The organism is Pseudomonas retamae, from assembly GCF_043496865.1.
Lineage (GTDB): Bacteria > Pseudomonadota > Gammaproteobacteria > Pseudomonadales > Pseudomonadaceae > Aquipseudomonas > Aquipseudomonas retamae.
The window spans coordinates 650,220-675,404 of the sequence record NZ_JBIEIL010000003.1 but is presented as its reverse complement, the minus strand read 5'-3'; the positions used below and the strand labels follow the sequence as shown (position 1 = coordinate 675,404).

The window sequence follows — 25,185 nt, the reverse complement described above, 5'->3', positions numbered from 1 at the left end:
CATGAAAGTTGAAAACAGAAGCATCGATTTCGTTCCCGAAGACGAGCGCTACGGTAAGCCTCGTTCCTTGTTCTTTGTATGGTTCGGCGCGAACGCCAACATCACGACCATCGCAGCCGGTGTATTGCCGGTCAGTCTGGGGCTCAATCTGTTCTGGAGTGTGGTTTCCATCCTGCTCGGATCGCTGATCGGTGCGATCTTCATGGCTTCGCATTCCGCTCAAGGGCCAAGGCTCGGTATTCCGCAGATGATTCAAAGCCGGGCGCAGTTTGGTGTGTTCGGGGCGATTGTTCCATTGCTGTTCGTCATGCTGATCTACCTCGGTTTTTTTGTCAGCAACACGCTGCTGGCCGCCCAGGCCATCGCCAAGGCCAGCCCGTTGAGCAATGGCACCAATATCGTGCTGCTCGGCGTCGTGTGCTTTCTGGTAGCGCTGTTCGGGTACCAACTGATTCATCGCTTCCAGAAACTCCTGTCAATGGTCTCGATTGTTGTCTTCAGTATCGCGAGCTACTTCGCCCTGACGATGTCGATCGAACCCGGGCAATGGACGACTCAGGGATTTGGCTGGGTAAGCTTTCTGGCTTGCGTGAGCATTTCAGTCACCTGGCAGTTGTCCTATGCGCCGTATGTGGCTGACTATTCACGCTACTTGCCCACCGAAACGTCGAGTCGCCAAGTCTTCTGGTACAGCTACCTGGGGACTGTGGTTGGTGGAAGCTGGATGATGATCCTCGGGGCGGTAATGGCCAAAGGCATGTCCGGGTTCGCTGACAATGTCGGTCTGAATCTGGTCACCGTGCTTGGCGGCGGCACCTTGCTGACGTTTGCGTTTGTGCTCTACGGCCAGGTAGCCATTAACGTCTTCAACCTCTACGGCGCGTTCATGTCGACGGTGACGGTGATTGAACCTTATGCGGCCATGAAGGTGACGCCGCGTGTAAGGGCTGGCTTTATGCTGGTCATCTGCGCAACGGCAACAGGCTTGTGTACGCTGGCCCAGGATGATTTTTTGCAGTTTTTTCTCAACTTCATTTTCTTCATGAGCTACTTCCTTATTCCCTGGACAGCGATCAACCTGGTGGACTACTACGTGCTGCGTAAAGGGGTTTATCGGATTGCGGATATCTTTGATCCGAATGGGATTTACGGAAGAGTCAACTGGATAGCCGTCAGCATTTTCATTGTGACGATCATCCTTGAAATCCCGTTCATGAGTACCACGCTCTATGTCGGCCCGATAGCTACAAAACTGGGCGGCGTCGATCTGGCGTGGGCTGTCGGCCTGATTTTCCCTGCGATCGCCTACTGCACACTGATGCGTCGACGGCAGACGGTAGTTTCAGCGTCGGCGAAAGCCTGAGTAACGGGCTGTTTGCCGCGAACGCTCTTATCGTGTAATCCAGCACAAGGAAATCGCAGCTTCGGCTGCGATTTTGCCAGGTGACTTCCGATATCCGAACCGGGGAATCCCATGGACCGCTTCCAGGAAATGCACATCTTCACCACCATCGCCCAAGAGCAGGGCTTCTCCGCCGCTGCGCGGCGGCTGGGGTTGTCGGCGGCGAGTGTGACGCGGGCGGTGGCGGCGCTGGAGTTGCGGATCGGTACGCAGTTGCTGGTACGGACCACGCGCAGCGTGCATCTGACCGAAGCCGGTCAGCGTTATCTGGAGGACTGTCGGCGGATTCTGCTGGAGGTGCAGGAGGCTGAGGATTCGGCGGCGGGCAGTCATGCGCAGCCGCGCGGGCAATTGACGGTGACGGCGCCGGTGTTGTTCGGCGAGCTGTTCGTTACGCCGCTGATGGCGGCCTATCTGGCGCAATATCCGGACGTTACGATCAATGCGCTGTTGCTCGATCGGGTGGTGAGCATGGTCGAGGAGGGCATTGATGTGGCGGTGCGTATCGGTGAACTGCCGGACAGCAGTCAGCACGCGATCCGCGTCGGTGAGGTGCGGCGGGTAGTGTGTGGTTCGCCGCAATACCTGGCGCAGCATGGTCGGCCGCAACATCCGCAGGCGCTGTGCGAGATGCCAGTGGTGGCGACGTCGGCGGTCGGGCAGTTGCGCAACTGGCCGTTTCTGGAACACGGCGAGCCGTTGTTCGTGCGCCCCGAGCCGCGACTGGTGGTGACCGCCAATCAGGCGGCGATCACAGCGGCCTGTCTGGGTCTGGGACTGACACGAGTGTTGTCCTATCAAGTGGCGAGCAAGGTCGCAGCCGGCGAACTGGAGATCGTCCTCGCCGACTTCGAGTTGCCCGCATTACCCATTCACGTTGTGTATCAGGGCGGGCGCAAGGCAGCGGCGCGGGTGCGCAGCTTTGTCGATTTCACCGTGCAGGCCTTGCGCGAGCATCCGTCTCTGCAGAACGCAGCGTTATTGCAGCCAGTGAAATAATTGATTGCGGTTGCTGGTTATTCTGTTGTTTTACCGATCCGTGGAAGATCGCTGCCATCGGTGACGTCAATTCAGACGACACCCTCACCCAGCGGAGTCGACCATGCAAGCGATCAAACTCTACAACTTCCCGCGTTCCGGCCATGCCCACCGTGTCGAGCTGATGTTGTCCCTGTTGCAGTTGCCGACCGAGCTGATTTTCGTCGACCTGGCGAAAGGCGAGCACAAGCAGCCGGCCTATCTGGCGATCAACAGTTTTGGCCAGGTGCCGGCCATTGATGACGGCGGCGTGGTGCTCGCCGACTCCAACGCGATTCTGGTGTACCTGGCGCAAAAGTACGGCAACGGGCGCTGGTTGCCGGCCGACCCGGTCGGTGCGGCGCGCGTGCAGCGCTGGTTGTCCGCCGCCGCTGGCCCGATTGCTTTTGGCCCCGCGGCCGCGCGATTGGTGACAGTGTTTGGCGCCCAGTTGAACGCTGAAGAAGCAATCGCACGTGCGCACAACCTGCTCAAGGTTATGGACGTCGAGTTGGGCCAAAGCGCTTTCCTGGCCGGCGACGAACCGAGCATTGCCGACGTATCCGCCTACAGCTATATCGCCCACGCACCAGAAGGCAACGTCTCGCTGGATGATTACGGCAACGTGCGCGCCTGGCTGGCCTGGGTCGAAGCCTTGCCCGGTTTCGTCGGCATGCCGCGCACGATTGCCGGTCTGCAAACCTCAGCCTGACAGGCGCAACCGCACTGCGCCGCTGGCGCAGGGGAGAATCGTGATGGAACGTTCACCTTGGCACGTCGGCGAGCAGCAGTTGCAGGCCCATGTAGGGGTGGCCGAACGCATGGAGGCGTTTGGGCGCAAAGTCATTCGCAGCTGGATGCCCGATCAACACCGCGAGTTCTACCGGCAATTGCCATTCATGCTGCTCGGCGCGGTCGATGCGCAAGGGCGGCCGTGGGCCAGTGTATTGGAGGGCGAGCCGGGCTTCGCCGATTCGCCGGATCCTGAGCATCTGCATTTCACCCGCCGGCCGGCCGCTGACGACCCGGCGCAACTGCGCGACGGCGAGCCGATCGGTCTGCTGGGTATCGAACTGCACACGCGGCGACGCAACCGGCTCAACGGGCATGTCGGCAACCTGACGGCTGACGGCTTCGAACTGAGCGTCGACCAGGCGTTCGGCAACTGCCCGCAATACATTCAGTTGCGCCAGTTTCAGCGTGTGCCGCTGAGCGATCCGCAGACGCGCCCGGCTCAGCATCTGAACAGTCTGGATGAGGCCGCTCGCGCACTGATCGCCGGCGCCGATACGTTTTTCGTCGCCAGCTATGCCGACGTCGACGGTCAGCGCTCGGTGGACGTTTCGCATCGCGGTGGTCAGGCCGGTTTCGTGCGCATCGAAGGCAATCGCCTGACCATCCCGGATTTTGCCGGCAATCTGCACTTCAACACCTTGGGCAATCTGCTGCTCAACCCCAGGGCTGGCTTGCTGTTCATCGACTTTTCCACAGGCGATCTGCTGCAACTGAGCGGGCGCACCGAGATCCTTCTTGAAGACCCGCAGATCGAAGCGTTTCAAGGCGCGGAACGGTTGTGGACGTTCGAGGTGGAACAGGTCGTGCGGCGTCCGGCGGCGTTGGCGTTGCGCTGGCGCTTCGACGGCATGTCGCCGACCAGCCTGCTCACCGGCAGTTGGGCCGAAGCGGACGCGCGTTTGCAGGCCCAGGCACTGGGTAATCAATGGCGGCCGCTTCGAGTGGCGAAGATCGAAGCGGAGAGTCGTCATATTCGCTCGATTTATCTGGAGCCGGTCGATGGCGCCGGGCTGCCGGTATTTCTCGCCGGCCAGCATTTGCCGCTGCGTTTTATCTTGGACGGCGAAGTGCATATCCGCACCTATAGTTTGTCTAGTGCACCGTCGGACGGTTTCTACCGCATCAGCGTCAAACGTGAAGGCCTGATTTCATCGCACCTGCACCAGCAGATACAGGTCGGCGATGTGCTGGAAGCGCGGGCGCCGCAAGGGCACTTCACCGTAGCGCCGCTGGCACAACGGCCGTTGGTGTTATTGGCAGCGGGCGTCGGGATCACGCCGTTGCTGTCGATGCTGCGCGAGGTGGTCTACCAAGGACTGCGCACGCGCGGGATCCGCCCGACGTTATTGCTGCAAAGTTCGCGCAGCCTCGCCGATCAGCCGTTTCGTCAGGAGCTGGACCGCTTGCTCGAGCGCTCCGGTGAGGCCGTGCGGGTCCTGCGCTTGCTCAGCCAGCCGGAGGCCGATGCGCGCGAGGGTGAGGATTTCGATCTGACCGGGCGCATCGACGGCGCCGTGCTGCGCAATCTGCTCGATGTCGACGATTTCGATCAGATCGACTTCGTGCTCTGTGGTCCCGGCAGTTTTACTCAGGGGTTATACGACGTCCTTCGTGAATTGGATGTGCGTGACGCGCAGATTCATGCGGAAACCTTTGGCCCGTCGACCTTGAAGCGCCAGGCTGATGCGGATGCGATCGTCGTCGAACAACCGCCAGCGGCGACCACGTCGGTTGCGGTGGTGTTCGAGCGCTCGGCAAAGGAGGCGCGTTGGCAGCCAGAAAGCGGCAGTCTGCTCGATCTCGCTGAAAGTCGTGGATTGCGACCTGAGTTCAGTTGCCGCGGCGGTTCGTGTGGCACCTGCAAGACCCGTTTGGTCAGTGGCGCGGTGAATTATCCACAGGCGCCAGCGGAGATTCCCGAACCGGGGCAGGTGCTGATTTGCTGTGCGGTGCCGGCGCAGAGTGCGCAGCCGCTGGTGCTGGAGCTCTGATCAAGCCCTGCCGGCGTGATCCTCCACGGATCGCTGCGCTGCGGCAGCGCGAGTTAATGGCCGATGTTGGAGCGCGGAGCCTGGAGGACTTGGGCCTCAGGAGCAACGCGCATGCTGATTCTCGCCACAGGCAGCGGTGCGTTCAGATTTCGTACGATGCGCTCCACCAGTTGCGCGCTCGCGTCCCGCCAGCTAAGCCAGTGCCAGTGTTGGAGATCCAGCGGCGCCGGAAAGATCGCGGAACGTTCCATACCGGTCACCAGATCAGTCAGACTCTGCGGGTTCGTCAGGTCGAAGTAAGCCATGTAATCGCCGCCAATTTCGTGGAACACCGGAATGTCGCTGCCCATGGCCGGCAATCCGCGTTGCATGGCTTCCACCAACGGCAGACCGAAACCTTCGACATGCGAAGGGAATACCAGCGCGGTGGCATGAGAGTAAGCATATTCAAGGCTTTTGTCGGACAGTGCGTTGTACATGAACAGGTGTCGGTTCAGTTCAGCATGCTTTTGAATGCGTTCGATCAGTGCTTCGCACTTCCAGCCGATCTTGCCGACAATGCACAACCTGGCTTTCGACCCGCCAGCCCAGGCACGTTCGAACGCATCGAGCAGGTACGCATGATTTTTGCGCGGCTCAATGGTGCTGACCATGAGGAATACCGGTTCAGCTGTACGGAACAGCCGTTGCAGGTCGCGATCGACTGCGGTGTCGGCTTCGCTCAGGTCCAGTTCGGAGCCCAAATGAAAGTAGTCGAACCAGCGCTGGCCCACCTGGTGCGCACCGATCCGGCGCTGCATCTCCTCGCGCACCTGATCGCGAATCGTCGTCGAGATCGCGACATAACCGTCGGCTGTTCGTGCAATCCAGTCGAACCAGTCGTTGAACACCCGGACCAGCCCCGCGTCGCAAAACTGCGGATGGGTCAGCGGAATCAGGTCATAGATGACTGAAACGATGCCAACGCCATCGCGCTTGAGTTGTTCGGCAAGGGGAAAAAAATTGGCGTGCCAAGAGGAATCGAGCAGCACCAGTTGATCGCCGGCACGGTGGGCCAGCGGCACGCAGCGCCTGGGAATGGGGTTGCGTTCTATCTCGCGATCCAGCAGGCGCATCGGCAAGCTGTAGCAGACGAATGCCGTGAGCCGGCAGGCGACATACAGAACCCGACGGGTAAAATGCGAGCGGTTGAACGGCCAGCGCCGCTCAAGGGTGCGGTGACGCAACCAGAAAACGTTGGCCCATTGCTCCAGCTTCACCCGCCAGCTTTTCAAATCGATCTTCGGCGGTTTGAGCGGCGCCAGCCTTTTCACTTCATAAAGGCCCCCATCGATCATCACCACGGGGATGCATTCAACGTTGTCATCGGCGGCCGGTAAACGCTGGATGACGTTGCGCACCACCCGCTGGATCCCTGAATTGTCATCGGGATGTTCGAAAACGTAAGTGCACTCTATCAACAGGCGGGTCATCGCAAGCTCTCCGTGTCAGGCAACTGGAGGAGGGTGTAACTGGCACGGGTCATGTCGGTCTGCGATGGCAGCCAGGCGCAGTCGGCGAAGTCTTCCTGGCGATCGTTGATCACCTGAAAGCTCAACCCGTAGTCGCGCCATTCGACATGGCGATCCGGGGGCGAGTCCTGTCGCAACCGGCACAGGGCTACCGAATCGTTATCCTTGACCGCAAAGCCGAGAATCAATTGCGATGCGACACCTGTTTTCGGTAGTGCCGGACAGGGCGCGATCCTGTCGCCAGCGTCGAAAAAATCACCACTCACGGCAATGTCGCCGACTTTCGGTTGCAGCGCTTGCCGCTCGGTGATCGGCAGAGCGCCGTCGCCGACCTGACCGTAGAAATGGGCGCAGCTGACACCGGAGGAAGGAGCCCGCGAAGCCATGGACCTTGAGCGCGTGTACCAAATTCACGGGGGCTGAACAGCTTGATTTGCGGGGCGCGCGCCTGATCGTGAAAGGTTCTGGAAACGAAGGTGTGCCCGGTCAGATGAATCTTCGCGTCGGGCGTCTGTGGCCACAGATCACTCAGGCTTCGCGCATCCACAAGGTCATGAGGTACTGCGGCAGGCAGCAACTCCCACGCCAGATCGGGCGTGGCCAGACGAGACTGGGGAGAGTGTCCCACGAGGCCCGTAAAGCCCGCGACAAACAGACGGTTTTTCAAGCAATGACCCCTTGGTCTTGAACTTGCGCCGCATTCCCACAGGCTTTAAGGAGACGTCTGTCAGACCGATGGAAAAACCGGATGAAAGACGGGCGAAGTTCGATGTTGTAGTTGTTTGTGCCCAATCTGTGCCAATTGCGCGGCAATTTCAACAGGGCAAACCGTGACCGGTCAGTTCTCGTCAGCGTAGCCGAATTTATTCTTGGCGGACGGTTCCCGGAGGCCTGATGGATGTGTTTAGAATGGCCCTCGGCGCCATTCCCCAGGTTCGCCCGGGAGATCGCGCGACGGGGTGAAGCCAACCACTAAAACAAGAACGAAGACGTGTTCGAGGAGGCGGGCCAGCGGCGGCATGATGCTGACTGGGACCACTGCCCGGCCGTCACAGCATGGGGTTGCCGGGACGGCTGCTTCATTGTGGGATGCCATGAATTTCATTCTCTACTCGGACGTCAACGATCGCTCCATCAGTCAAAGCCTGGGGCGGCCGGAATACAGCTACTACTTCGTACTCAAGGCCTATCGTCCAGTGCTGGAAAGCCTTGGCCAGGTGCATGTGGTGGCCTCGCCTGACGACGTCGATCCGCTGTATCTGCAATTGCGCCAGGCCGGCCAGGACTGCCTGTTCCTGTCTTTTGCGCCGCCGCACAAGACCCCGACCGACCTGCAATGTCCGATGGTCTGCGTGATTGCCTGGGAGTTCGACTCGATCCCCAGCGAATTCGCGACCGGCGATGAGCGCCAGGACTGGCGCCAGATGCTCGCGCGCCATGGCCGGGTGGTTACGCTTTCCACCCACACCGCGCAGGCAATCCGCCGCAGCCTCGGTGAAGATTTTCCGGTACTGGTGTTGCCCACGCCGCTGTGGGAGCGCTTTGCTCAAGTGCGCCAGAGTTACCCCAGTGTCCCGGTAAACCCGGGCAGCACCTTGCAGATCAAGGGTTGCATCATCGACAGCCGCGCATTGGGCTTGTCTGCCGACGGTCTGATTGCGCCGATCCACAATGAACAGGAACTGGAAATCCGCGGCCTCGCTGAGCAACCCGATGAGCCGCCGCAACCCGAACAACTGTCCCGGCTGACCCTTCGGCGAAGGCTTTTGATCAGCAAACATTATCTGCGTGAAGGCTTCCGGGCGCTGACTACGCGCTCCGAGCACAGGCTACCGTTTCTGCTCAAGCACAATTTGTTGCAGTGGTATCGCGAAGCGGTCAGCGATCTGGTCCCGGAGACCTTTCGACGCAAGCTCGCCGGATTGCGCAAACCCGCAGCTGAAATCCTCCCGGTGACGGTTGCACAAGCGTTGGAGCAGGCCGAACACCCGCAAGCCGTACTGCCCGACACCAATGCCCAGGTACAGATCGACGTCAGCGGCGTGGTGTACGTCAGCGTGTTCAACCCCGAGGATGGGCGCAAGAACTGGCATCACCTCATCACTGCGTTCTGCTGGGCCATGCGCGATGTCGAAGATGCCACGCTGGTGCTGAAAATTACCCAGCACGATCTGTCGACCTACTACGTTCATCTGATCACGTTGCTCTCGCAACTGTCGCCGTTTGCCTGTCGGGTAGTGGTGCTGCACGGCTATCTGGAGGACGAAGAGTTTGCCCGCCTGTATGGCGCTGCCAGTTTCTACGTCAACGCATCGCGCTGCGAAGGTTTGTGTCTGCCGTTGATGGAGTTCATGTCCTGCGCACGGCCGGTGATTGCGCCTGACCACACCGCCATGAGCGATTACATCGACGAACGTGTCGGTTTCATCGTCAAGTCCAGCCGCGAGCCGACCATCTGGCCGGAAGACGTGCGCATCCTCTATCGCACCCTGCGCCATCGCCCTGACTGGGGCTCTTTGAAAGCCGCTTACGAGGACAGCTACGCCATGGCCAAACGTCGTCCAGAGGCTTATCAGGCGATGGCGGCCGCGGCCAGTGAACGCATGCGCGAATACTGCGGTTTCAGCTCTGTACAGCAGCGCGCGAAGACGTTTTTCGACTTGCAGGCGCCGGATGAAATCGCGCCTGTGGCGTTCAAGAGCGGGGCGACCTCATGCTGATCATCATTCATTCGGAAACCAACAAGAGCAATATCCAGCAGAACCTGGGGCGGCCCGAGTACAGCTATTACTTCGTGCTCAAGGAGTTCCGCCCGGTGCTGGAACGGATAGGTCAGGTGATCGAAGTCAGCAACCCCGACGAACTGGTCGATCGCTTGTATTTCGACTGCCTGAGTCGCGGCGAAGACTGCGTTTTCCTGTCGTTTTCGCCGCCACATCGCACACCGATTCATTACGCCTGCCCGACCATTCCGGTGTTCGCGTGGGAATTCAGCACCATCCCCACCGAGAGCTGGCAGGGTGAGTCGCGCCATGACTGGCGCGTGGTCCTGCAGGCGTGTGGGCGGTCGATCACCCATTCGACATTCACCGTCGACGCCGTGCGCGACGTGATGGGCGCCGACTATCCAGTGCTCGCGATTCCCGCCCCGGTGTGGGACCGTTTCGCCGCGCGCGGCGAGGCGTTGCTCAAGCGCCCGGTGGTCGAGGGCGTTACGCTCAATATTCGCGGGTTGCTGATCGACAGTTGCGAAGCCGATCTGCGCCCGTATGGCCCACCGGACTTGTGCGAAGGCATACCGATATCCTTTGACGCACCGGCGCAGGATTGCCCGTTGCATCTGCAGGGCGTGGTCTACACCTCGGTATTCAACCCTTACGACGGACGCAAGAACTGGCAGGACATGATCAGCGCGTTCTGCACCACGTTTCGCGAGGTCAGCGATGCGACCCTGGTGCTCAAACTGACTCACCATGACATCGCCAACGCGCTGACCGACATGCTGCACCACCTGTACAAGAATCAGTTCTACAAGTGCCGGATCGTGCTGATCCACGGCTACCTGGCTGACGCCGACTACGAGGCGCTGGTGCAGGCCACCAGTTACGTGGTCAACAGTTCCTACGGCGAAGGCCAATGCTTGCCGCTGATGGAGTTCATGTCCTGCGGCAAACCGGCGATTGCCCCGGTGAACACGGCGATGGCCGATTACGTGACTGGCGATAACGCATTTCTGGTCGATTTCACCGAGGAACTCACGGCCTGGCCGCATGATCCGCGCGCGGCCTACCGCACCTTGCGTTACATCACCGACTGGGACTCGTTGTGCGTGGCCTACCGCGACAGCTACGAGGTGGCGAAAAGCGACACGCAGCGTTATGCCAATATGTCCGCTGCGGCAGTGCGGAGCCTGCAACGTTTCTGTAGCCAGGCCAGCACCGAGCAGCGCTTGCGCACCTTTCTCGAACTGCCGCAGCCAGCCAGCGGGCTGTTGCCCGCGCCCGTATCGCTGGCATGATTGGGCGACTGCTCGCGCGGTGGCTGCCGACATGCGCGGCGCAGCATATGGCTGAGCCGTCAGCAACGCTATCGCCTCGCTACGACAGCCGCGAATTGCTCCGCTTCCTGTCCGGAAGCCAGGTGATCGTCGCTCGTAACCCATTGCACGCCGGCAACGCGCCATGAGTGGCAAACGCATCATGGATATCGAAGTACTGCGCGCCATCGCGGTACTCGGCGTGCTGTTTCATCATTTGCAGGGCAGTCTGTTTACCGATGCCGTGCCGCTGCTGACACAAATTCACGCCTGGGCGCAGCCGTGGTGGGGCGTCGATCTGTTTTTCGCCATCTCCGGTTTTGTCATCGCGCGCAGCCTGATCCCGGCCTTGCAAGACTGCGCCAGTCGCCAGGAGCTCTGGCAGCAGACGCGCAACTTCTGGTTGCGCCGCGCCTTTCGTTTGTTGCCGTCGGCCTGGCTGTGGCTGGCGCTGATGTTGCTGGCGTGCCTGTTCGTCAATCGTTCGGGAGCGTTCGGTACGCTGTCGGCTAACTTGCAAGCGACGCTGGCCGGGGTCTTTCAATACGCCAACTTTCGCTTTGCCGACAGCTTCTTTCGCTATGAATACGGCAGCAGTTTCGTCTACTGGAGCCTGGCGCTGGAGGAGCAGTTCTACCTGCTGTTTCCGCTGTTGATCGTGCTCTGTCGCAAGCATCTGGTGTGGGTGTTGCTGGCGCTGGTCGCGGTACAGGTGTTCACGATGCGCACGCCGTTGTTGATGGTCGTGCGTACCGATGCGCTGGCCCTCGGCGTGCTGCTGGCGATGTGGAGTGGGCAACCGGGTTATCAGCGCTGGCGACCGGAGGTGCTAAGCCGGCCGTGGCTGGGGATAGGCGCGTTGATCCTGATCGCTGCGCTGCTGAGTTTCATGGCCACCGACCGTTTCACTTTCGCCTGGTATCGCATCGGTTCGATCGCCGTGCTCAGCGCGGTTCTGGTGTGGATCGCCTCGTACGATCGAAACTACCTGATGCCGGCCGGTGCGCTGCAGCGCCTGCTGGGATGGATCGGCAGCCGTTCCTATGGCATCTATCTGATCCACATTCCGGTCTATCAACTGGTGCGAGAGCTGATCTTTCGTTTGCAAAGCGCCGGTCTGCCCAGCCCCGCCGGCCACCCGGTCCTGACGCTGCTGATTGCCTTTGGCCTGATCGTGCTGCTCAGTGAACTGAATTACCGTCTGGTCGAAATGCCTATGCGCAACCGCGGTGCCGCAATGCTGCAACGCCTCGGCACCGCGCGATCCGCCGCACCTGCCTCTGGAGCCACCTCATGCTGAGCCTGTTGAAAAAACTCACGGCGATGGCGACGCCAGCCCCGGCGCCGACGCAACCTGTTGCACCGGTCGCCAGCAAAGTCGATCCGTACGCGCTCGGCTTGTACGATGCCAAGCTCAGTGGCTGGTTCAACCAGGAGACTAACGAGCTGTTCAAGGGCTTTGAGGTGTCTGCTCAAGACACCTTGCTCGACGTCGGCTGTGGCGACGGCGGCAACGTGCATTTTTGCGGCATGCGCGGGGCGAAGATCATCATCGCCGACATTGATGCTGCCAAGGTCGATGCGACCCGTCAGCGTCTGAGCGATACCCCGGCGCGCGAGGTTGAATGCCATGTCACCGATTGCAACCCGCTGCCGATTGCCGATGCGACGGCTACGCGCGTGGTATCTACCGAGGTGATCGAACACGTCGACGATCCCGCGCAGTTTCTCGCCGAGCTGGTGCGCGTCGGCAAATCGGGTGCGTTGTACCTGTTGAGCGTGCCGCATCCCAGCTCCGAAAACTTGCAGAAAGATATCGCCGCGGCGGAGTATTTCCAGAAGCCCCACCACATCCGCATCCTAAGCGAAGAGCAGTTCAAAACGCTGGTCAGCGACGCGGGGCTGGAGATCATCAGTCACAGCCAGTACGGTTTTTACTGGTCGATGTGGATGCTGCTGTTCTGGGAGGCGAAAGTCGACTTGAGCAATCCGGACCATCCGTTGCTCAACCACTGGGCCGAAACCTGGCAAGCGCTGATGGCTTCGCCGCGTGGCGCACAGATCAAGCAGGCGCTGGATGCGGTCGTAGCGAAAAGCCAGGTGATAATCGCGCGCAAGCCCTGACCGACATTCCAAGGAGTGAGCCTGCTCCATGGGTTTTGTGTAACCTTGCGGCCTCGTTCTCAAGGATCTGCAAGGTATGCGGCGTCTCGTCGGCCTATGTATTTTGATGCTGCTGTCTGCCTGCAAACCGCAGGATGCGCCGCCCCTCGACCAGCAACTGTATGTCTGGCAACGCCAGTGGACACCCGCCCACGAGGCGGCGCTGCGTGACAGCCGCGCTGATTTTTCGACGCTGCGGGTGCTGGCGCTGCAAGCCTTCCCGAACGTGGGATGGAGCCGGGCGCGGATCGATGCGCCGTTGCTGAAGGCCGATGGCCGGGCGTTGATTGCGGTGATACGGCTCGACGGCCAACTCAAGGCGCTGGACCAGCAACAGGTCACCGCTCAGATTCTGCAGGTGCTTGCCGATTGGCAGGCGCAAGGCCTGACAGTGAGCGGCATCGAGATCGATCACGATGCCGGTATCGCGCGCTTGCCGGCCTATGCTGATTTCCTTGACCAGTTGCGCTCGGCATTGCCGCCGACGTTGCCGCTGAGCATCACCGCGCTGCCGGCCTGGCTCGACAGTCCGCAACTGCCCGCACTGCTGCAAACTGTCGACAGCAGCGTGCTGCAAGTGCATGCGGTCAGCGATCCTCGGCGCGGTCTGTTCAATCCCGAGCAGGCGTTGAAATGGGTCAACGCCTGGGCGCGCGTGACTGATAAGCCGTTCTATCTGGCGCTGCCGGCCTATGGCGTGGCGTTGTTACCGGATGACGGTGGTGCTCCGGTGGTGGAAAGCGAGGTGCAACTGGAGCGGGGCGGTCAGCGGCGAGAACTCCTTGCCGATCCGCTGCAATTGAGCCAGCTCGCTCAATCGTTTCGCGACGATACCCCAAAAAATCTGGCCGGACTGATCTGGTTCCGCCTGCCGCTGGCCAATGATCGCCGCGCCTGGAGCCTGACCACGCTGGCTGCGGTTGCCCGTGGCGAGCAACTGGTCAGTCGCCTGGGCGTGACATTCAGCGAACACGCCGGTCTCTACGACATTCAGCTCGAAAATTCCGGCAACCTCGACAGCGCCTGGCCTGCGCAAATCACCCTGAAGGCAAAAAACTGCGAGGGCGCCGATGCGCTCGCCGGTTACTCGTTGCAACAAAGTGCCGATCTGCTTACCTTCACCCGCCTGCGCGACGGCCGCTTGCCAGCGGGCGGACGACGCGCCATCGGTTGGGCGCGTTGCGCCAATATTGATCAAGGAGGTTCGCATGTTGTCCCGTAACTGGCCGCGTCATCTGCTTTGCCTGAGCCTCAGCCTGCCGCTGGGTTCGGCGCTGGCCTGCGGGCCGGATTTCCCGATGCGCCTGCTCGACGATCGCGGTCAGACCCTGGCCGATCTGCCCGAAGGCAATTTCAATTTCGAACTCAGTCGCCTTGGCAAAACCATTGCCGGACTGAAGAACGCAACCGCCGTCACGCACAATCCCAACGACCTCTACGGTGAAGAAAACGCTGCCGCCGTCGCTCGCGAACAAGCCGAGCAGGCAGGCCTGAGCGCCGAGCAGCAAGCCTTGGTCAAACAACTGCGCGGTTTGACCGATGCACAGCAGGTCGAGGTGCAGGGTTCCAGTCTGCCTGCGGAAATCCGTTGGTACGTCGCTGGCGCCGTAGCCTTTGCGACCGGTGATCATCAACAGGCGATCGAATACTTCAACAAAGTGCTGGCACTACCGGCCGATCAACGTCCGTTGCGCAGCACTTGGGCGGCGTATTCGCTGGGCCGCTCATGGCTGGCGACGAGCGCTGAGGCCACTGATGCGGTTTCCGCACAGGAGCAGGCGCGCGCGGCGTACCGTCAGGCGCGGCAGTTGAGCATCGATGGCTTCAGCGATCCGCTGGAACTGGGCGTGGCCAGCCTTGGCGAAGAGGCGCGGGTGTTGCGCAGCGCCGGTGACTGGAGCGGCGCCATCGAACTGTATGAAGCGCAGAACCTGCACGGTTCGGCGGTGGGCTACACCTCGCTCAAGCAAGTGATGAACGAATTGGCGGAGCTGCCCGAAGATCAACTGGCAAAACTGCTTGAGCATAAAGCGGTGCAGCAACTGGTCACGGCATCGCTGGTCAGCCGCCAGGGCTGGTCATTCGGCGATCAGCCGCCGAACGAAAAGAAACTGGTGAAGCTGCTGCAAAACATCACCCGTGGCAGCCTCGACAATGCTGATCGTCTGGCGGCGATCAGTTATCAACAGGGGGATTACGCGGGCGCCAAAGCCTTTCTGAAAAATGCTGGAGACGGCGGACTGGCCTGGTGGTTGCGGGCCAAACTGGCCGTGCGTGACGGCGACAGGAATGCCGCTGCGGCGGCGTATGCCAAAGCCGCGCAAGCCTTTCCGCAGACCGAGGACTGGGGTTACCGACGCACTCCAGACTGGGCCTTTGAGAGCGTGCAGCCGAAGTGCCGGGTCGAGGGCGAAAGCGCGATCCTCGCGTTGCAGCGCGGCGAGTACCTGCAAGCCTTCGTGCAGTTGTATCGCAGCAACAGCGTCTATTGGTTCGATGCCGCGACTGTCGCCGAACGCGTGCTGACGGTTGATGAGCTGAAACGCTACGTCGACGAAAACGTCCCTGCGCCGCCCGCGTTGACCCAGCAGGAGCGCGACAACTATGTGCCGCTGCCGGTGGCGGCCAACCTGCGCAATCTGCTCGGTCGGCGCCTGCTGCGCGAAGGCCATTACCAGGAGGCGGTGGCTTATTTCGACAACCCGGACCTGCAGAACAAGGCGCGCCTGTACGGCGAACAACGTCTGAAGGCTGACGCCGCGTGGTGGCCGACCCAACGTGCCAGTGCCTTGTACAACGCCGCGTGGACAGCCCGCGAATGGGGCATGGACATTCTCGGCTACGAAATGGCCCCGGACTACGCCACCTTCGGCGGCAACTACAGCCTGGAAAGTGCTGAGCTGAAGGTCGGCCCGCTGATGTCCGAAGCGGAAGTGCAACGCCAGCGGGCCAGCGCTGCGCAGCCGGACCAGCGTTACCACTATCGTTTTGTCGCCACCGAATTGGCCGGTCGCGCTGCCGATAATCTGCCGCACAGCAGTCAGGCCTTTGCCGCTGTTCTGTGCAATGCGGCCGGCTGGAACAGCAGCCTGCAAGACCAGAGCGCGCTGTATCAGCGTTACGTCAAGCAAGGCCCGTACGTGCCTTGGGCGGTGGACTTTGGCAATCAATGTCCATACCCGGATTTTGAAAACGCCGACAAGCGTTACGTGACTCAAGTCACCGATGCCGTACGTTCGTCGCTGCGGCCGTACAAGTGGCCGGTGCAGATCGGCGCGCTGGGGCTGGTGGTCGCTGCGGCGTTGCTGCTGATCAGCCGCCGCCGGCGCAAGGCGGGTAAAGGCTAGGCCTGCTGGACAAAGGTCAGGCGCACGGCGAAGCCGATCAACAGGCTGCCGAACAGCCACTGCTGCACGCGCTGGGCCGTTGGATGATGTTGTAACCAACGACCCAGCGCGGCCCCGGTCAAGGCATAAGCGCTGTCGAACATAAAGCCGATGCCGACCAACAATGCGCCAAGCACGGCGAACTGGCTGAGCACCGGCGTACCGTCATTGACGATGAATTGCGGCAACAGCACCGAGCAGAACAGCAACGCCTTGGGGTTGAGCAGGTTGGTCAGCAGGCCTCGGCGAATGGCCGTGCGCCATTGCCCGTTTCGATCGGCGCCTGCTTCAGCGTTCAGCGGCGGCAGCAAGGTGCTGCGCATGCAGTGCAGGCCGATCCATAGCAGATACGCCGCGCCGGCCAGGCGCACCACCTCGAAGGTCCACGGCGCTGCCTTGAACAGCGCCGCCAATCCCAATGCGGCGAGCGCTACATGGCAAGCGCGAGCGCCGCCCAAACCAATGGCGGTGGCCAGTGCCGGGCCGCGACCCTGACGGGCGCCGGTCTGCAGCAACAGAATCATGTCCGGGCCGGGCAGTAAAAGAACCACAGCCAAAGCCAGGAAAAACAGCCAGAGATTGGTCATGTTGCAGCCCTTGCGCAGCGGATTCGGTGGGCCAATTCTAGAGCCGAAGGCGGGCGCAGGTGCTTGCGTAGTCAGCTTCAAAAGCGCTCAGTTTTGGCATAACCTGCTGGCTTTCCACGCCAAAACCATCGGGATCTGCCAACCATGAAACTCGACGCTTTCGATCGCAAGATTCTCGCCGCGCTGCAACGCAACGGCCGCCTGAGCAATGTCGAGCTGGCGGAGGAAATCGGCCTGTCGGCCTCGCCATGCCTGCGCCGGGTGCGCATGCTGGAGGAGGCGGGGGTGATTCGCGGGTATCAGGCCAACATTGATCGCGATGAAGTCGGGCTGGGGCTGACGGTGTTTGTCGGGGTCAAGGTCGAGCGGCACAACGAAGAACGGGCCAATGCGTTCTATGCCGCGGTCACCGCATTGCCGGAAGTGATTTCCGCGTTTCTGGTGTCGGGCGAGTCGGATTTTCTGCTGCAAGTGGTGGTACCGGATCTGCGTGCCTACGACCGTTTTGTCAGCAGTCATCTGCTGAAACTGCCGGGAGTCAGCGACATTCGCAGCAACTTCGCAATTCACACGGTTAAGACGCCCGGGCCTTTGCCGCTGGGGCATCTGCCGGTTTGAGAATGGAGTGCCTTCATCGCTGGCGGGGCTAACTCCCACGACATTCACGGTGGGAGCCAGCCTGCTGGCGATAGCCCGTTCAGCGCTTACATCTGCGTCGCCATCCCCTCAACATTCATCGCCGCCTGGCGCAACGCCTCGGAGCGGGTCGGGTGTGGGTGACAGGTCAGGGCAATGTCTTCAGCCGAGGCGCTGAATTCCATCGCCACGCAAAACTCGCCAATCATCTCGCTGACGCTCGGGCCGACCAGATGCACGCCAAGCACTTCATCGGTGCGCTCGTCGGCGAGGACTTTGGCAAAGCCCTCCGTTTCGTGATTGATCTTCGCCCGACTGTTGGCGGTGAAGGGGAATTTGCCGACCTTGTAAGCGCGACCTTCAGCTTTCAGTTGCTCCTCGGTTTTGCCGACGCTGGCCAGTTCCGGTTTGGTGTAGATCACGTTGGGAATCAGCTCGTAATTGACCTCGCCGGCCTTGCCAAGGATCTGCTCGACACAGGCCATGGCTTCGTCTTCGGCCTTGTGCGCGAGCATCGGCCCGGACGTCACGTCGCCGATCACCCAAACGCCGGGAGCCTCGGTGCGGTGTTGTTTGTTGGTGAGCATGCCGCGCTTGTCGGTGCTCAAGCCGACGTTTTCCAGGCCCAGACCGTGCGTGTAGGGGCGACGACCGATAGCCACCAACACGTAATCGGCCTCCAGCGACTCGGCGCTGCCGCCGGCGGCGGGCTCGACAGTGAGTTGCACGCCGCTGGCGGAGGGCGTGGCGCCGGTGACTTTCGAGCCCAGTTTGAAGCTGATGCCCTGCTTGCTCAGCGCGCGTTGTAGGGTTTTACCGGCCTCAGCGTCGACACCGGGGCAGATGCGGTCGAGGTATTCGATCACCGTCACTTGCGCGCCCAAGCGTCGCCAGACTGAGCCAAGTTCCAGACCGATCACGCCGGCACCGATGACCACCAGGTGGCGGGGCACTTCACTCAAGGACAACGCGCCGGTGGAATCGAGGATGCGCTGGTTGTCGATCTCGACGCCGGGCAGGGGAGTGGGCTCTGAACCGGTAGCGATGATGATGTCTTTCGCGGTCAGTTCGAGCTTGCTGCCTTGATGATCAGTCACGCTGACTTTGCCGGGACCGTCGATGTGGCCCCAGCCCTTGATCCAGTCGACTTTGTTTTTGCGAAAGAGAAACTCGATGCCCTTGGTCAGGCCAGCGACGCTTTCGTCTTTCTGTTTCATCATTTGCGCCAGGTTCAGCGTCGGTTTGACCTCAATGCCGAGGTTGGCGAATTCCGCACCCATCGCCGCGTCGTACAGTTCCGAGGCGTGCAGCAAGGCTTTTGACGGCATGCAGCCGACATTAAGGCAGGTGCCGCCGAGCGTTGCGCGCCCTTCCACACACGCAGCCTTGAGGCCCAACTGACCGGCGCGAATCGCCGCGTTATAGCCACCGGGGCCACCACCCAGAATTACCACGTCATAGTTGCTCATGCGCTTGCTCCTGATCGATGGATGCGGACCGCTAACGTTAGCTACCCGTTAAAATTATGGGCGTAATATGTGCGCGTTCTAACATTTCGGTCAAGGCTTCAGGTAACCGACAGGTCCGGCCTCTTTGAATAAACGCGAGTGGACGAATATTTCACGCTTTTTGTTATATCGTAACGACACGAACGCGGGCCAATCAGTTTGGGGTGATATGCAAGTCGATCTGCAGGTTGAGGGCACGCAAGTGGCCGGACTGCCACGGTTCCAGCAGGCGGCCGTTCAGGGCCGGCGGCTACGGCGTTGGGCGCTGGGTCTTGGTGGGCTGGCGGGGGCGGGCGTGGTGCTGGCGCTGTTTGTCGGGTTGTTCGCGCCGCAGTCATTGTGGCAACCGTTGTTGCTCAATCAAAGTGCCGCGTTGCTGGTGTTGGTCGCAGGCTTGCAATCGGCCTGGTGGCTGACGCAATGGCGTACACGCGCGATCAATCCAATGCCCCCAACCGCGCTTGCAGACGAAGAACTCGCGGCACCGGAAGGCTGGTACGAGCGATTGCTCGATCGCCTGAGCCAGCGAGGTCTGCATCTGCTCGGCCAGATTGGCGCGGCGACGTTGTGGTTGGCCGGCTGGGCGTTGCTGACGATGCTCAGCGTTGATCAAGCGTGGAACCTGACATTGCCGAGCGCGGCGATGGGCCTGTCCGCCACCGTGGCGGCAGCGCTGGGGTTGCTGTTGGCGTTCGGTTTGCTGGTGTTCGAACGGCAACTGGCCCAAGAACACCCGGTGCAATGGCCGGAAGCAGGGTCATTGGCGCAACTGACGCGGGTGGCGATCATCACGCTGATATTGAGCGCGCTGTGCTTGTTGTTCGCGGGCGAAAACGCTGTGTGGCCGGTGCGTGTCGCCGTGCTGGTCGGATTATTGCCGGGTCTGGTCGCGGTGGAGTTTTTATTGCGTGCCGTGCTGTCGCTGTTCAGCCCACGCCGCGAGCAGCTCGAACCGACGCTGCTGGCACGCAGCTTTGTCGCCGACATGCTGCGCTGGCCGCCGCAACCCTTGCTCGCCTTACAGCACGAAATGCACAACCGTTTTGGCATCGATCTGCGGCAGATCTGGGCGTTCAGTTTTATGCGCCGGGCATTGTTGCCGGTGTTAGCGTTGGTGGCGGTGGTGGGGTGGCTACTCACCGGCATTCATGAAATTCCCTTGCAGGGCCGGGGTATCTACGAACGTTTCGGCAAACCGGTGCAAGTGTTCGGCCCCGGTTTACAGGTGGGTTTGCCTTGGCCGCTGGGGCGCGTGCTGAGCGTTGAAAACGGCGTGGTGCATGAGCTGGCGACCAGCGTCGGCGAGAACCCGGCACCGCTGCAAGCCGACCCTGCCGAAGGGCCGGCGCCGGCCACAGCCAACCGCTTGTGGGACGCCAGTCACGTCAACGACAAGTCGCAGGTCATTGCCAGCCGTCGCGGTGAGCAGCAGAGCTTCCAGATCGTCAACATGGACGTGCGGTTCGTCTATCGCATCGGCTTGAGCGATCAGGCCGCGCTGGCCGCCACCTATAACAGTGCCGATGTGCCGACGCTGATTCGCAGCACCGCCAGCCGGATTCTGGTGCACGACTTTGCCTCGCGTACGCTGGACGGTTTGCTCGGTGAGGACCGCGTCGACCTGGCCGGGGAGATCGGTCGCGCGGTGCAGGGCGATCTGAATGCACTCAGTAGCGGCGTGGAGATTCTCGCCACGGTGGTGGAGGCGATTCATCCGCCGGCTGGTGCGGCCAATGCCTATCACAGCGTGCAAGCTGCGCAGATCGGTGCGCAGGCGTTGATTGCCCGTGAGCGGGGTGCCGCTGCACAGGCGAGTAACCAGGCGCAATTGCAGGCCAGTCTTGCGCGTGATCTCGCCACTGCTAGCGCGCGGGAAATCGGTGCCACCGCGCAGGCAGCGGATTCGAAATTCAACGCCGAACAGAAAGCCTACGCAAATGCCGGTCAGGCCTTTGTACTTGAGCAATATTTCAGTCAGCTCAGCCAAGGCCTGAGCAAGGCGCGGCTGCTGATCCTTGACCACCGACTGGGCGGCACGACCAACGCACCGACCATCGATTTGCGCAATTTCACGCTGCCGGCTGACCCGACGCCCGCGCGCACCAACGCTCAACCAGGAGTTGCCCATTGAGCCAGTCGCCTACTCACGATTCGCACGACCACAGCGGCCACGATCACGGCCATGGCGGGCACCACCACCATCACGGGCATCACCATCACCACCACGGCGCGCCGCAAGAGGCTGGGCCGTTTCCGTGGCGGCGCATGGGTTGGGCAGCGTTGCTGGTCATATTCGCGGTTGCAGCGGCGAGCCTGGTGCAAGTGCGCTCCGGCGAAGCGACTGTGATCACGCGCTTCGGCAATCCCTCGCGCGTCTTGCTTGACCCGGGCCTGAGCTGGCGCTGGCCGGCGCCGTTTGAAGCGGCGATCCCGGTAGACCTGCGTTTGCGTACCACCTCCAGCGGTTTGCAGGATGTCGGTACTCGTGACGGCCTGCGCATTATCGTGCAGGCCTACGTGGCGTGGCAGGTGCAGGGCGACGCGGACAATGTGCAGCGTTTCATGCGCGCCGTGCAGAACCAGCCGGACGAAGCCGCGCGGCAGATTCGCACCTTCGTCGGCTCGGCGCTGGAAACCACGGCGAGCAGTTTTGACCTGGCGAGTCTGGTCAATACCGATGCCAGCCAGGTGCGCATCGGCGACTTCGAGGCGCAGTTGCGTCGACAGATCGATCAGCAATTACTTGCGACTTACGGCGTTCGCGTCGTGCAAGTCGGCATTGAGCGGTTGACCTTGCCATCCGTCACACTCACCGCCACGGTCGATCGGATGCGCGCAGAGCGTGAAACCATCGCCACCGAACGCACAGCGATCGGTAAACGTGAAGCGGCGCAAATCCGATCCGCCGCCGAACGTGATGCGCGCATCGTGCAGGCTGATGCGACGGTAAAAGCTGCCGACATCGAAGCGCAATCCCGCGTCGAAGCGGCGCAAATTTATGGCCGCGCCTACGCCAGTTCGCCGCAGCTATACAACCTGCTGCGCTCGCTCGATACGCTCGGCACCATCGTCACGCCGGAAACCAAACTGGTTTTGCGAACCGATGCAGCACCGTTTCGTGTGTTGGTTGACGGGCCACCAGCGCTCGACAACAAAGCCGGATTGCAGCCATGACTGATGACGTTCCACGTGGAACACAAACATTGAATGGTCCCTGGATTCAGGCCGGGCGCTTGGCATTTCTTGCCTTGTATGCGGTGACGGTATTGGCCGCACTGGCTTGGGCGTTTTCCAATGTGCGGCAAATCGATCCGCAGAATCGCGCTGTGGTATTGCATTTCGGTGCGCTGGATCGTGTTCAGAATGCCGGCCTGCTATGGGCCTGGCCGCAGCCTTTCGAACAGGTGATCCTGCTGCCGGCAGCGGATCGGGTGATCGAGCGGCGCGTGGAAAACCTGTTGCGCAGCGATGAAGCATTGAAGGCAGATCGCGGCGCTTCGTTTGCCACGCCGTTGAGCGATGCGTTGGCGGGCTCGGGTTATTTATTGACCGGTGACGCCGGTGTCGTGCAACTGGATGTGCGGGTGTTCTACAAGGTCAGTGATCCGTACGATTTCGTCCTGCAGGGCAATCACGTGTTGCCGGCGCTGGATCGGCTGGTGACGCGCAGTGCGCTGGCACTGACCGCCGCGCGTGATCTGGACACCATTCTGGTTGCACGTCCGGAGCTCATCGGTGCGGACAGCCAGGCCGCCGAGCGCCGTGAGCGGTTGCGCGGTGATCTGGTCCGCGCGATCAATCAGCGCCTGGCTGAACTTAAAGCAGGCGGGCAGGGCATTGGCGTCGAAGTAGCGCGGGTCGATGTGCAATCGAGTCTGCCCGAGCCGGCGGTGAGCGCTTTCAATGCGGTTCTGACCGCCAGCCAGCAGGCCGATAAAGCCGTCGCCAACGCGCGTACCGAGGCCGAAAAACTTACCCAGACTGCAAATGAACAGGCGGACCGGGCACTGCAGATTGCCCACGCCCAGGCCGGCGAACGGTTGGCCAAAGCGTCGGCAGATACTGCCACGGTCGCGAGCCTGGCCAAGAATGCCGACCCGCAGTTGCTCTTGCGCCTGTACCGCGAGCGCATGCCAAAGATTCTCGGCCAGGCCGGCTCGGTGACCACGGTCAACCCGAAAGACGATTCCCGCCTGATCATTCAGGGAGCCAGCCAATGACTGCGACTACCGCCACGCCGAGCCTGTTGTCTTCGGCCGAACAACGCCGCGCCGCGCGGCAACTCACCCTGGCCATGCTTGCACTCGGTTTGCTCGGGCTCGGCCTGATCTGGCGTTGGTGGCTGCCGGAGCAATCCGGGGTCAGCCAATTGCTGTTGGGCTTTGCGTCATTAATGGTTGGGGTGTCGGTGATGCGCTCGGCGTGGTACAGCCTGCGCTATCCGAGCCTGCATGGCATTACCGATCAATTGATTGCACTGGCCATGCTTGGCGCTTGGGCAACAGGCGATCTGCTTACAGCGGCGTTGCTGCCGATCATCATGATCTTCGGCCATGTGCTGGAGGAACGCAGTGTCATTGGTTCGCAGGAAGCGATTCACGCCTTAGGGCAACTCACGCGCAGCCATGCGCGCAAAATCCAGGCGGACGGCTCGGTCATCGAAGTCGACAACGGCACCCTCAAACCGGGCGATACCGTTGAGGTGCGGGCCGGTGATCGCGTGCCAGCGGATGGCCGGGTTCTCTCCGGTCAGGCGAGCCTTGATACAGCGTCGATCACTGGCGAATCCGTGCCGGTCGAGGCGGGCGCCGGCATGAGCGTATTTGGCGGTGCGATCAACCTCGACGGATTGTTGCGCATCGAAGTGACGCGCACCGGTGACGAGTCGACGTTGGGCAAAGTCATCGCCCTGATGCAGAACGCCGAACGCTCGAAACCGCCGATCACCCGGCTGCTTGAACGTTACGCCGGCAGCTACATGATCCTGGTATTGCTGCTGGCCGCTGTGACCTGGTTCATCACCAACGATGCGCAAGCGATGCTCGCAGTGCTGGTTGCCGCTTGCCCATGCGCACTGGTGTTGTCGGCACCCGCCACGGCGATTGCCGGCGTCGCGGTGGCGGCGCGTCACGGGATATTGATCCGCAGCTCGGCGTTCCTTGAAGAGCTGGCCGATCTGACTTCCTTGGTGGTCGACAAGACCGGGACGCTGACCTACGGCACCTTGCGTCTGCAATCGATCGACGGCGCAGCAGCGGGGCATGCGGCGGCGAAGGCGTTGGCGGCCAGCCTCGGCGCAGCCAGCAGTCATCCGGTAAGCCGCGCCTTGGCCGGCCTCGTCAGCGCGCAAGATTATCTGCCCTTAAGCGAGATCCAGGAGCGGCAGGGTCTGGGTGTTGTCGCCATGACCGCGAAGGGCGAAGCGGCGCTCGGGCGCCCGGAGCTGTTCGCGCAGCTGGGCATCAGCACCACGCCAGTCCCAGACCACGATGGGCCGATTGCCGGGCTGGCCTTGGACGGTGAGTTTCTCGCCTGGCTGTTGTTGGCTGACAGCGTCAAACCAGAGGCACGCTTTGCTCTCAGTGAGTTGCGTGAGTTGGGTCTTGGCCGGCAGTTGTTGTTGACCGGTGATCGTCAAAGTGTCGCGAACACGCTGGCGCAGGAGGTCGGCTTGCACGAGGTCGAAGCGCAAGCCTTGCCGGAAGACAAGCTCAATCGTGTGCTCAAGGAAATCGACAGCGGCTTCCGGCCAATGGTCGTCGGTGACGGCATCAACGATTCGCTCGCACTCAAGGCCGGTGTGGTTGGCGTGGCGATGGGCGCGGGCGGTGCGGACATCGCACTGGCCTCGGCCGATATCGTGCTGATCGGCAGCGATTTGCGCCGGCTCGGTACTTGTGTGCGGCTGAGCCGTCAGTGCCGCAGAACATTACAGGTCAATGTGATCATTGGCTTGGGCTGGACGCTGGCAATCGTCATGTTCGCGGCATTTGGCTGGCTCGGTGCAGCCGGAGCGATGATCGCTGCACTGCTGCACAATCTGAGTACCTTGCTGGTGCTCGGCAACGCCGGCCGCTTGCTGCGGTTTCAGGAACCGTTGACGAAAATGAATGATGAGCTTTGAAACGATTTGTAACGAACTGCCGGCCAAGT

Annotated in this window: 18 protein-coding genes and 1 pseudogene; 15 read left to right on the top strand and 4 right to left on the bottom strand. The window is 61.4% G+C overall.

The window, feature by feature from the left end; genetic code table 11:
• Nucleotide 1 precedes the first annotated feature (1 nt).
• The 4 genes from ACGSLL_RS08185 to ACGSLL_RS08170 all read left to right on the top strand — a co-directional run bounded on the left by ACGSLL_RS08185 (nucleotide 2) and on the right by ACGSLL_RS08170 (nucleotide 5,205).
• Nucleotides 2–1,363 (top strand): purine-cytosine permease family protein, encoded by a 1,362-nt coding sequence (locus tag ACGSLL_RS08185; protein WP_394504749.1) that lies wholly within the window; start codon nucleotides 2–4, stop codon nucleotides 1,361–1,363.
• Between the two features lie 111 nt (nucleotides 1,364–1,474).
• Nucleotides 1,475–2,401 carry a LysR family transcriptional regulator gene (locus ACGSLL_RS08180; RefSeq protein ID WP_394504747.1) on the top strand — a complete coding sequence of 309 codons (927 nt, stop codon included), beginning with the start codon at nucleotides 1,475–1,477 and terminating at the stop codon, nucleotides 2,399–2,401.
• Nucleotides 2,402–2,504: 103 nt separating this feature from the next.
• Nucleotides 2,505–3,131 carry a glutathione S-transferase family protein gene (locus ACGSLL_RS08175; protein WP_394504744.1) on the top strand — a complete coding sequence of 209 codons (627 nt, stop codon included), beginning with the start codon at nucleotides 2,505–2,507 and terminating at the stop codon, nucleotides 3,129–3,131.
• A gap of 43 nt (nucleotides 3,132–3,174) precedes the next feature.
• The gene (locus ACGSLL_RS08170) at nucleotides 3,175–5,205 is read left to right on the top strand and encodes a pyridoxamine 5'-phosphate oxidase family protein (RefSeq protein WP_394504742.1); all 2,031 of its coding nucleotides are present in this window, start codon (nucleotides 3,175–3,177) and stop codon (nucleotides 5,203–5,205) included.
• Nucleotides 5,206–5,301: 96 nt separating this feature from the next.
• Here ACGSLL_RS08170 and ACGSLL_RS08165 read toward each other — a convergent pair.
• Nucleotides 5,302–6,677, bottom strand: a pseudogene (locus ACGSLL_RS08165) (glycosyltransferase family 4 protein).
• Nucleotides 6,674–7,102, bottom strand: a complete 429-nt coding sequence (locus ACGSLL_RS08160) for a hypothetical protein (RefSeq protein ID WP_394504740.1) — start codon at nucleotides 7,100–7,102, stop codon at nucleotides 6,674–6,676. The pseudogene ACGSLL_RS08165 and the gene ACGSLL_RS08160 overlap by 4 nt, the downstream one beginning before the upstream one ends.
• Before the next feature lie 708 nt (nucleotides 7,103–7,810).
• On the opposite strand from ACGSLL_RS08160, the gene ACGSLL_RS08155 reads away from it, so the two are divergent.
• The 6 genes from ACGSLL_RS08155 (at nucleotide 7,811) to ACGSLL_RS08130 (ending at nucleotide 16,262) form a co-directional block, all read left to right on the top strand.
• Nucleotides 7,811–9,436, top strand: a complete 1,626-nt coding sequence (locus ACGSLL_RS08155; RefSeq protein ID WP_394504737.1) for a glycosyltransferase — start codon at nucleotides 7,811–7,813, stop codon at nucleotides 9,434–9,436.
• Nucleotides 9,430–10,734 (top strand): glycosyltransferase, encoded by a 1,305-nt coding sequence (locus tag ACGSLL_RS08150; protein WP_394504734.1) that lies wholly within the window; start codon nucleotides 9,430–9,432, stop codon nucleotides 10,732–10,734. The genes ACGSLL_RS08155 and ACGSLL_RS08150 overlap by 7 nt, the downstream gene beginning before the upstream one ends.
• A gap of 163 nt (nucleotides 10,735–10,897) precedes the next feature.
• The gene (locus ACGSLL_RS08145) at nucleotides 10,898–12,052 is read left to right on the top strand and encodes an acyltransferase family protein (RefSeq protein ID WP_394504732.1); all 1,155 of its coding nucleotides are present in this window, start codon (nucleotides 10,898–10,900) and stop codon (nucleotides 12,050–12,052) included.
• Nucleotides 12,046–12,876, top strand: a complete 831-nt coding sequence (locus tag ACGSLL_RS08140; RefSeq protein WP_394504730.1) for a class I SAM-dependent methyltransferase — start codon at nucleotides 12,046–12,048, stop codon at nucleotides 12,874–12,876. Before ACGSLL_RS08145 ends, ACGSLL_RS08140 begins: the two co-directional genes overlap by 7 nt.
• A gap of 76 nt (nucleotides 12,877–12,952) precedes the next feature.
• The gene (locus ACGSLL_RS08135) at nucleotides 12,953–14,137 is read left to right on the top strand and encodes a DUF3142 domain-containing protein (RefSeq protein WP_394504727.1); all 1,185 of its coding nucleotides are present in this window, start codon (nucleotides 12,953–12,955) and stop codon (nucleotides 14,135–14,137) included.
• A complete protein-coding gene (locus ACGSLL_RS08130; RefSeq protein WP_394504725.1) occupies nucleotides 14,124–16,262 on the top strand; it encodes a hypothetical protein in 2,139 nt (712 codons plus the stop codon). Before ACGSLL_RS08135 ends, ACGSLL_RS08130 begins: the two co-directional genes overlap by 14 nt.
• Here ACGSLL_RS08130 and ACGSLL_RS08125 read toward each other — a convergent pair.
• Nucleotides 16,259–16,888, bottom strand: coding sequence for a LysE family translocator (locus tag ACGSLL_RS08125; RefSeq protein WP_394504722.1), 630 nt, complete (start codon nucleotides 16,886–16,888; stop codon nucleotides 16,259–16,261). The two genes, ACGSLL_RS08130 and ACGSLL_RS08125, sit on opposite strands and share 4 nt — an antisense overlap.
• A 144-nt stretch (nucleotides 16,889–17,032) precedes the next feature.
• Between ACGSLL_RS08125 and ACGSLL_RS08120 the strand changes: the two genes are divergently transcribed.
• Nucleotides 17,033–17,506, top strand: coding sequence for an Lrp/AsnC family transcriptional regulator (locus ACGSLL_RS08120; RefSeq protein WP_394504719.1), 474 nt, complete (start codon nucleotides 17,033–17,035; stop codon nucleotides 17,504–17,506).
• 86 nt (nucleotides 17,507–17,592) lie between these two features.
• On the opposite strand, the gene lpdA is transcribed toward ACGSLL_RS08120, so the two are convergent.
• A complete protein-coding gene (gene lpdA / locus ACGSLL_RS08115) occupies nucleotides 17,593–18,993 on the bottom strand; it encodes a dihydrolipoyl dehydrogenase (protein ID WP_394504717.1) in 1,401 nt (466 codons plus the stop codon).
• Nucleotides 18,994–19,201: 208 nt separating this feature from the next.
• Between lpdA and hflK (ACGSLL_RS08110) the strand changes: the two genes are divergently transcribed.
• Genes hflK (ACGSLL_RS08110) through ACGSLL_RS08095 form a run of 4 tightly spaced genes read left to right on the top strand, consistent with a single transcriptional unit; the run spans nucleotide 19,202 to nucleotide 25,156 of the window.
• A complete protein-coding gene (gene hflK / locus ACGSLL_RS08110) occupies nucleotides 19,202–21,163 on the top strand; it encodes a protease modulator HflK (protein WP_394504714.1) in 1,962 nt (653 codons plus the stop codon).
• A complete protein-coding gene (gene hflC / locus ACGSLL_RS08105; RefSeq protein ID WP_394504712.1) occupies nucleotides 21,160–22,206 on the top strand; it encodes a protease modulator HflC in 1,047 nt (348 codons plus the stop codon). The genes hflK (ACGSLL_RS08110) and hflC overlap by 4 nt, the downstream gene beginning before the upstream one ends.
• Nucleotides 22,203–23,252, top strand: coding sequence for a protease modulator HflK (gene hflK, locus ACGSLL_RS08100; RefSeq protein WP_394504709.1), 1,050 nt, complete (start codon nucleotides 22,203–22,205; stop codon nucleotides 23,250–23,252). Before hflC ends, hflK (ACGSLL_RS08100) begins: the two co-directional genes overlap by 4 nt.
• Nucleotides 23,249–25,156, top strand: coding sequence for a heavy metal translocating P-type ATPase (locus tag ACGSLL_RS08095; RefSeq protein ID WP_394504707.1), 1,908 nt, complete (start codon nucleotides 23,249–23,251; stop codon nucleotides 25,154–25,156). The genes hflK (ACGSLL_RS08100) and ACGSLL_RS08095 overlap by 4 nt, the downstream gene beginning before the upstream one ends.
• Nucleotides 25,157–25,185: the final 29 nt, after the last annotated feature.

Excerpts from the sequence above, each read along its gene's own strand:
- ACGSLL_RS08185 (WP_394504749.1), top strand. The coding sequence starts at position 2 with ATGAAAGTTGAAAACAGAAGCATCGATTTCGTTCCCGAAGACGAGCGC.
- ACGSLL_RS08180 (WP_394504747.1), top strand. The coding sequence starts at position 1,475 with ATGGACCGCTTCCAGGAAATGCACATCTTCACCACCATCGCCCAAGAG.
- ACGSLL_RS08175 (WP_394504744.1), top strand. The coding sequence starts at position 2,505 with ATGCAAGCGATCAAACTCTACAACTTCCCGCGTTCCGGCCATGCCCAC.
- ACGSLL_RS08170 (WP_394504742.1), top strand. The coding sequence starts at position 3,175 with ATGGAACGTTCACCTTGGCACGTCGGCGAGCAGCAGTTGCAGGCCCAT.
- ACGSLL_RS08160 (WP_394504740.1), bottom strand. The coding sequence starts at position 7,102 with ATGGCTTCGCGGGCTCCTTCCTCCGGTGTCAGCTGCGCCCATTTCTAC.
- ACGSLL_RS08155 (WP_394504737.1), top strand. The coding sequence starts at position 7,811 with ATGAATTTCATTCTCTACTCGGACGTCAACGATCGCTCCATCAGTCAA.
- ACGSLL_RS08150 (WP_394504734.1), top strand. The coding sequence starts at position 9,430 with ATGCTGATCATCATTCATTCGGAAACCAACAAGAGCAATATCCAGCAG.
- ACGSLL_RS08145 (WP_394504732.1), top strand. The coding sequence starts at position 10,898 with ATGAGTGGCAAACGCATCATGGATATCGAAGTACTGCGCGCCATCGCG.
- ACGSLL_RS08140 (WP_394504730.1), top strand. The coding sequence starts at position 12,046 with ATGCTGAGCCTGTTGAAAAAACTCACGGCGATGGCGACGCCAGCCCCG.
- ACGSLL_RS08135 (WP_394504727.1), top strand. The coding sequence starts at position 12,953 with ATGCGGCGTCTCGTCGGCCTATGTATTTTGATGCTGCTGTCTGCCTGC.
- ACGSLL_RS08130 (WP_394504725.1), top strand. The coding sequence starts at position 14,124 with ATGTTGTCCCGTAACTGGCCGCGTCATCTGCTTTGCCTGAGCCTCAGC.
- ACGSLL_RS08125 (WP_394504722.1), bottom strand. The coding sequence starts at position 16,888 with ATGACCAATCTCTGGCTGTTTTTCCTGGCTTTGGCTGTGGTTCTTTTA.
- ACGSLL_RS08120 (WP_394504719.1), top strand. The coding sequence starts at position 17,033 with ATGAAACTCGACGCTTTCGATCGCAAGATTCTCGCCGCGCTGCAACGC.
- lpdA (WP_394504717.1), bottom strand. The coding sequence starts at position 18,993 with ATGAGCAACTATGACGTGGTAATTCTGGGTGGTGGCCCCGGTGGCTAT.
- hflK (WP_394504714.1), top strand. The coding sequence starts at position 19,202 with ATGCAAGTCGATCTGCAGGTTGAGGGCACGCAAGTGGCCGGACTGCCA.
- hflK (WP_394504709.1), top strand. The coding sequence starts at position 22,203 with ATGACTGATGACGTTCCACGTGGAACACAAACATTGAATGGTCCCTGG.
- ACGSLL_RS08095 (WP_394504707.1), top strand. The coding sequence starts at position 23,249 with ATGACTGCGACTACCGCCACGCCGAGCCTGTTGTCTTCGGCCGAACAA.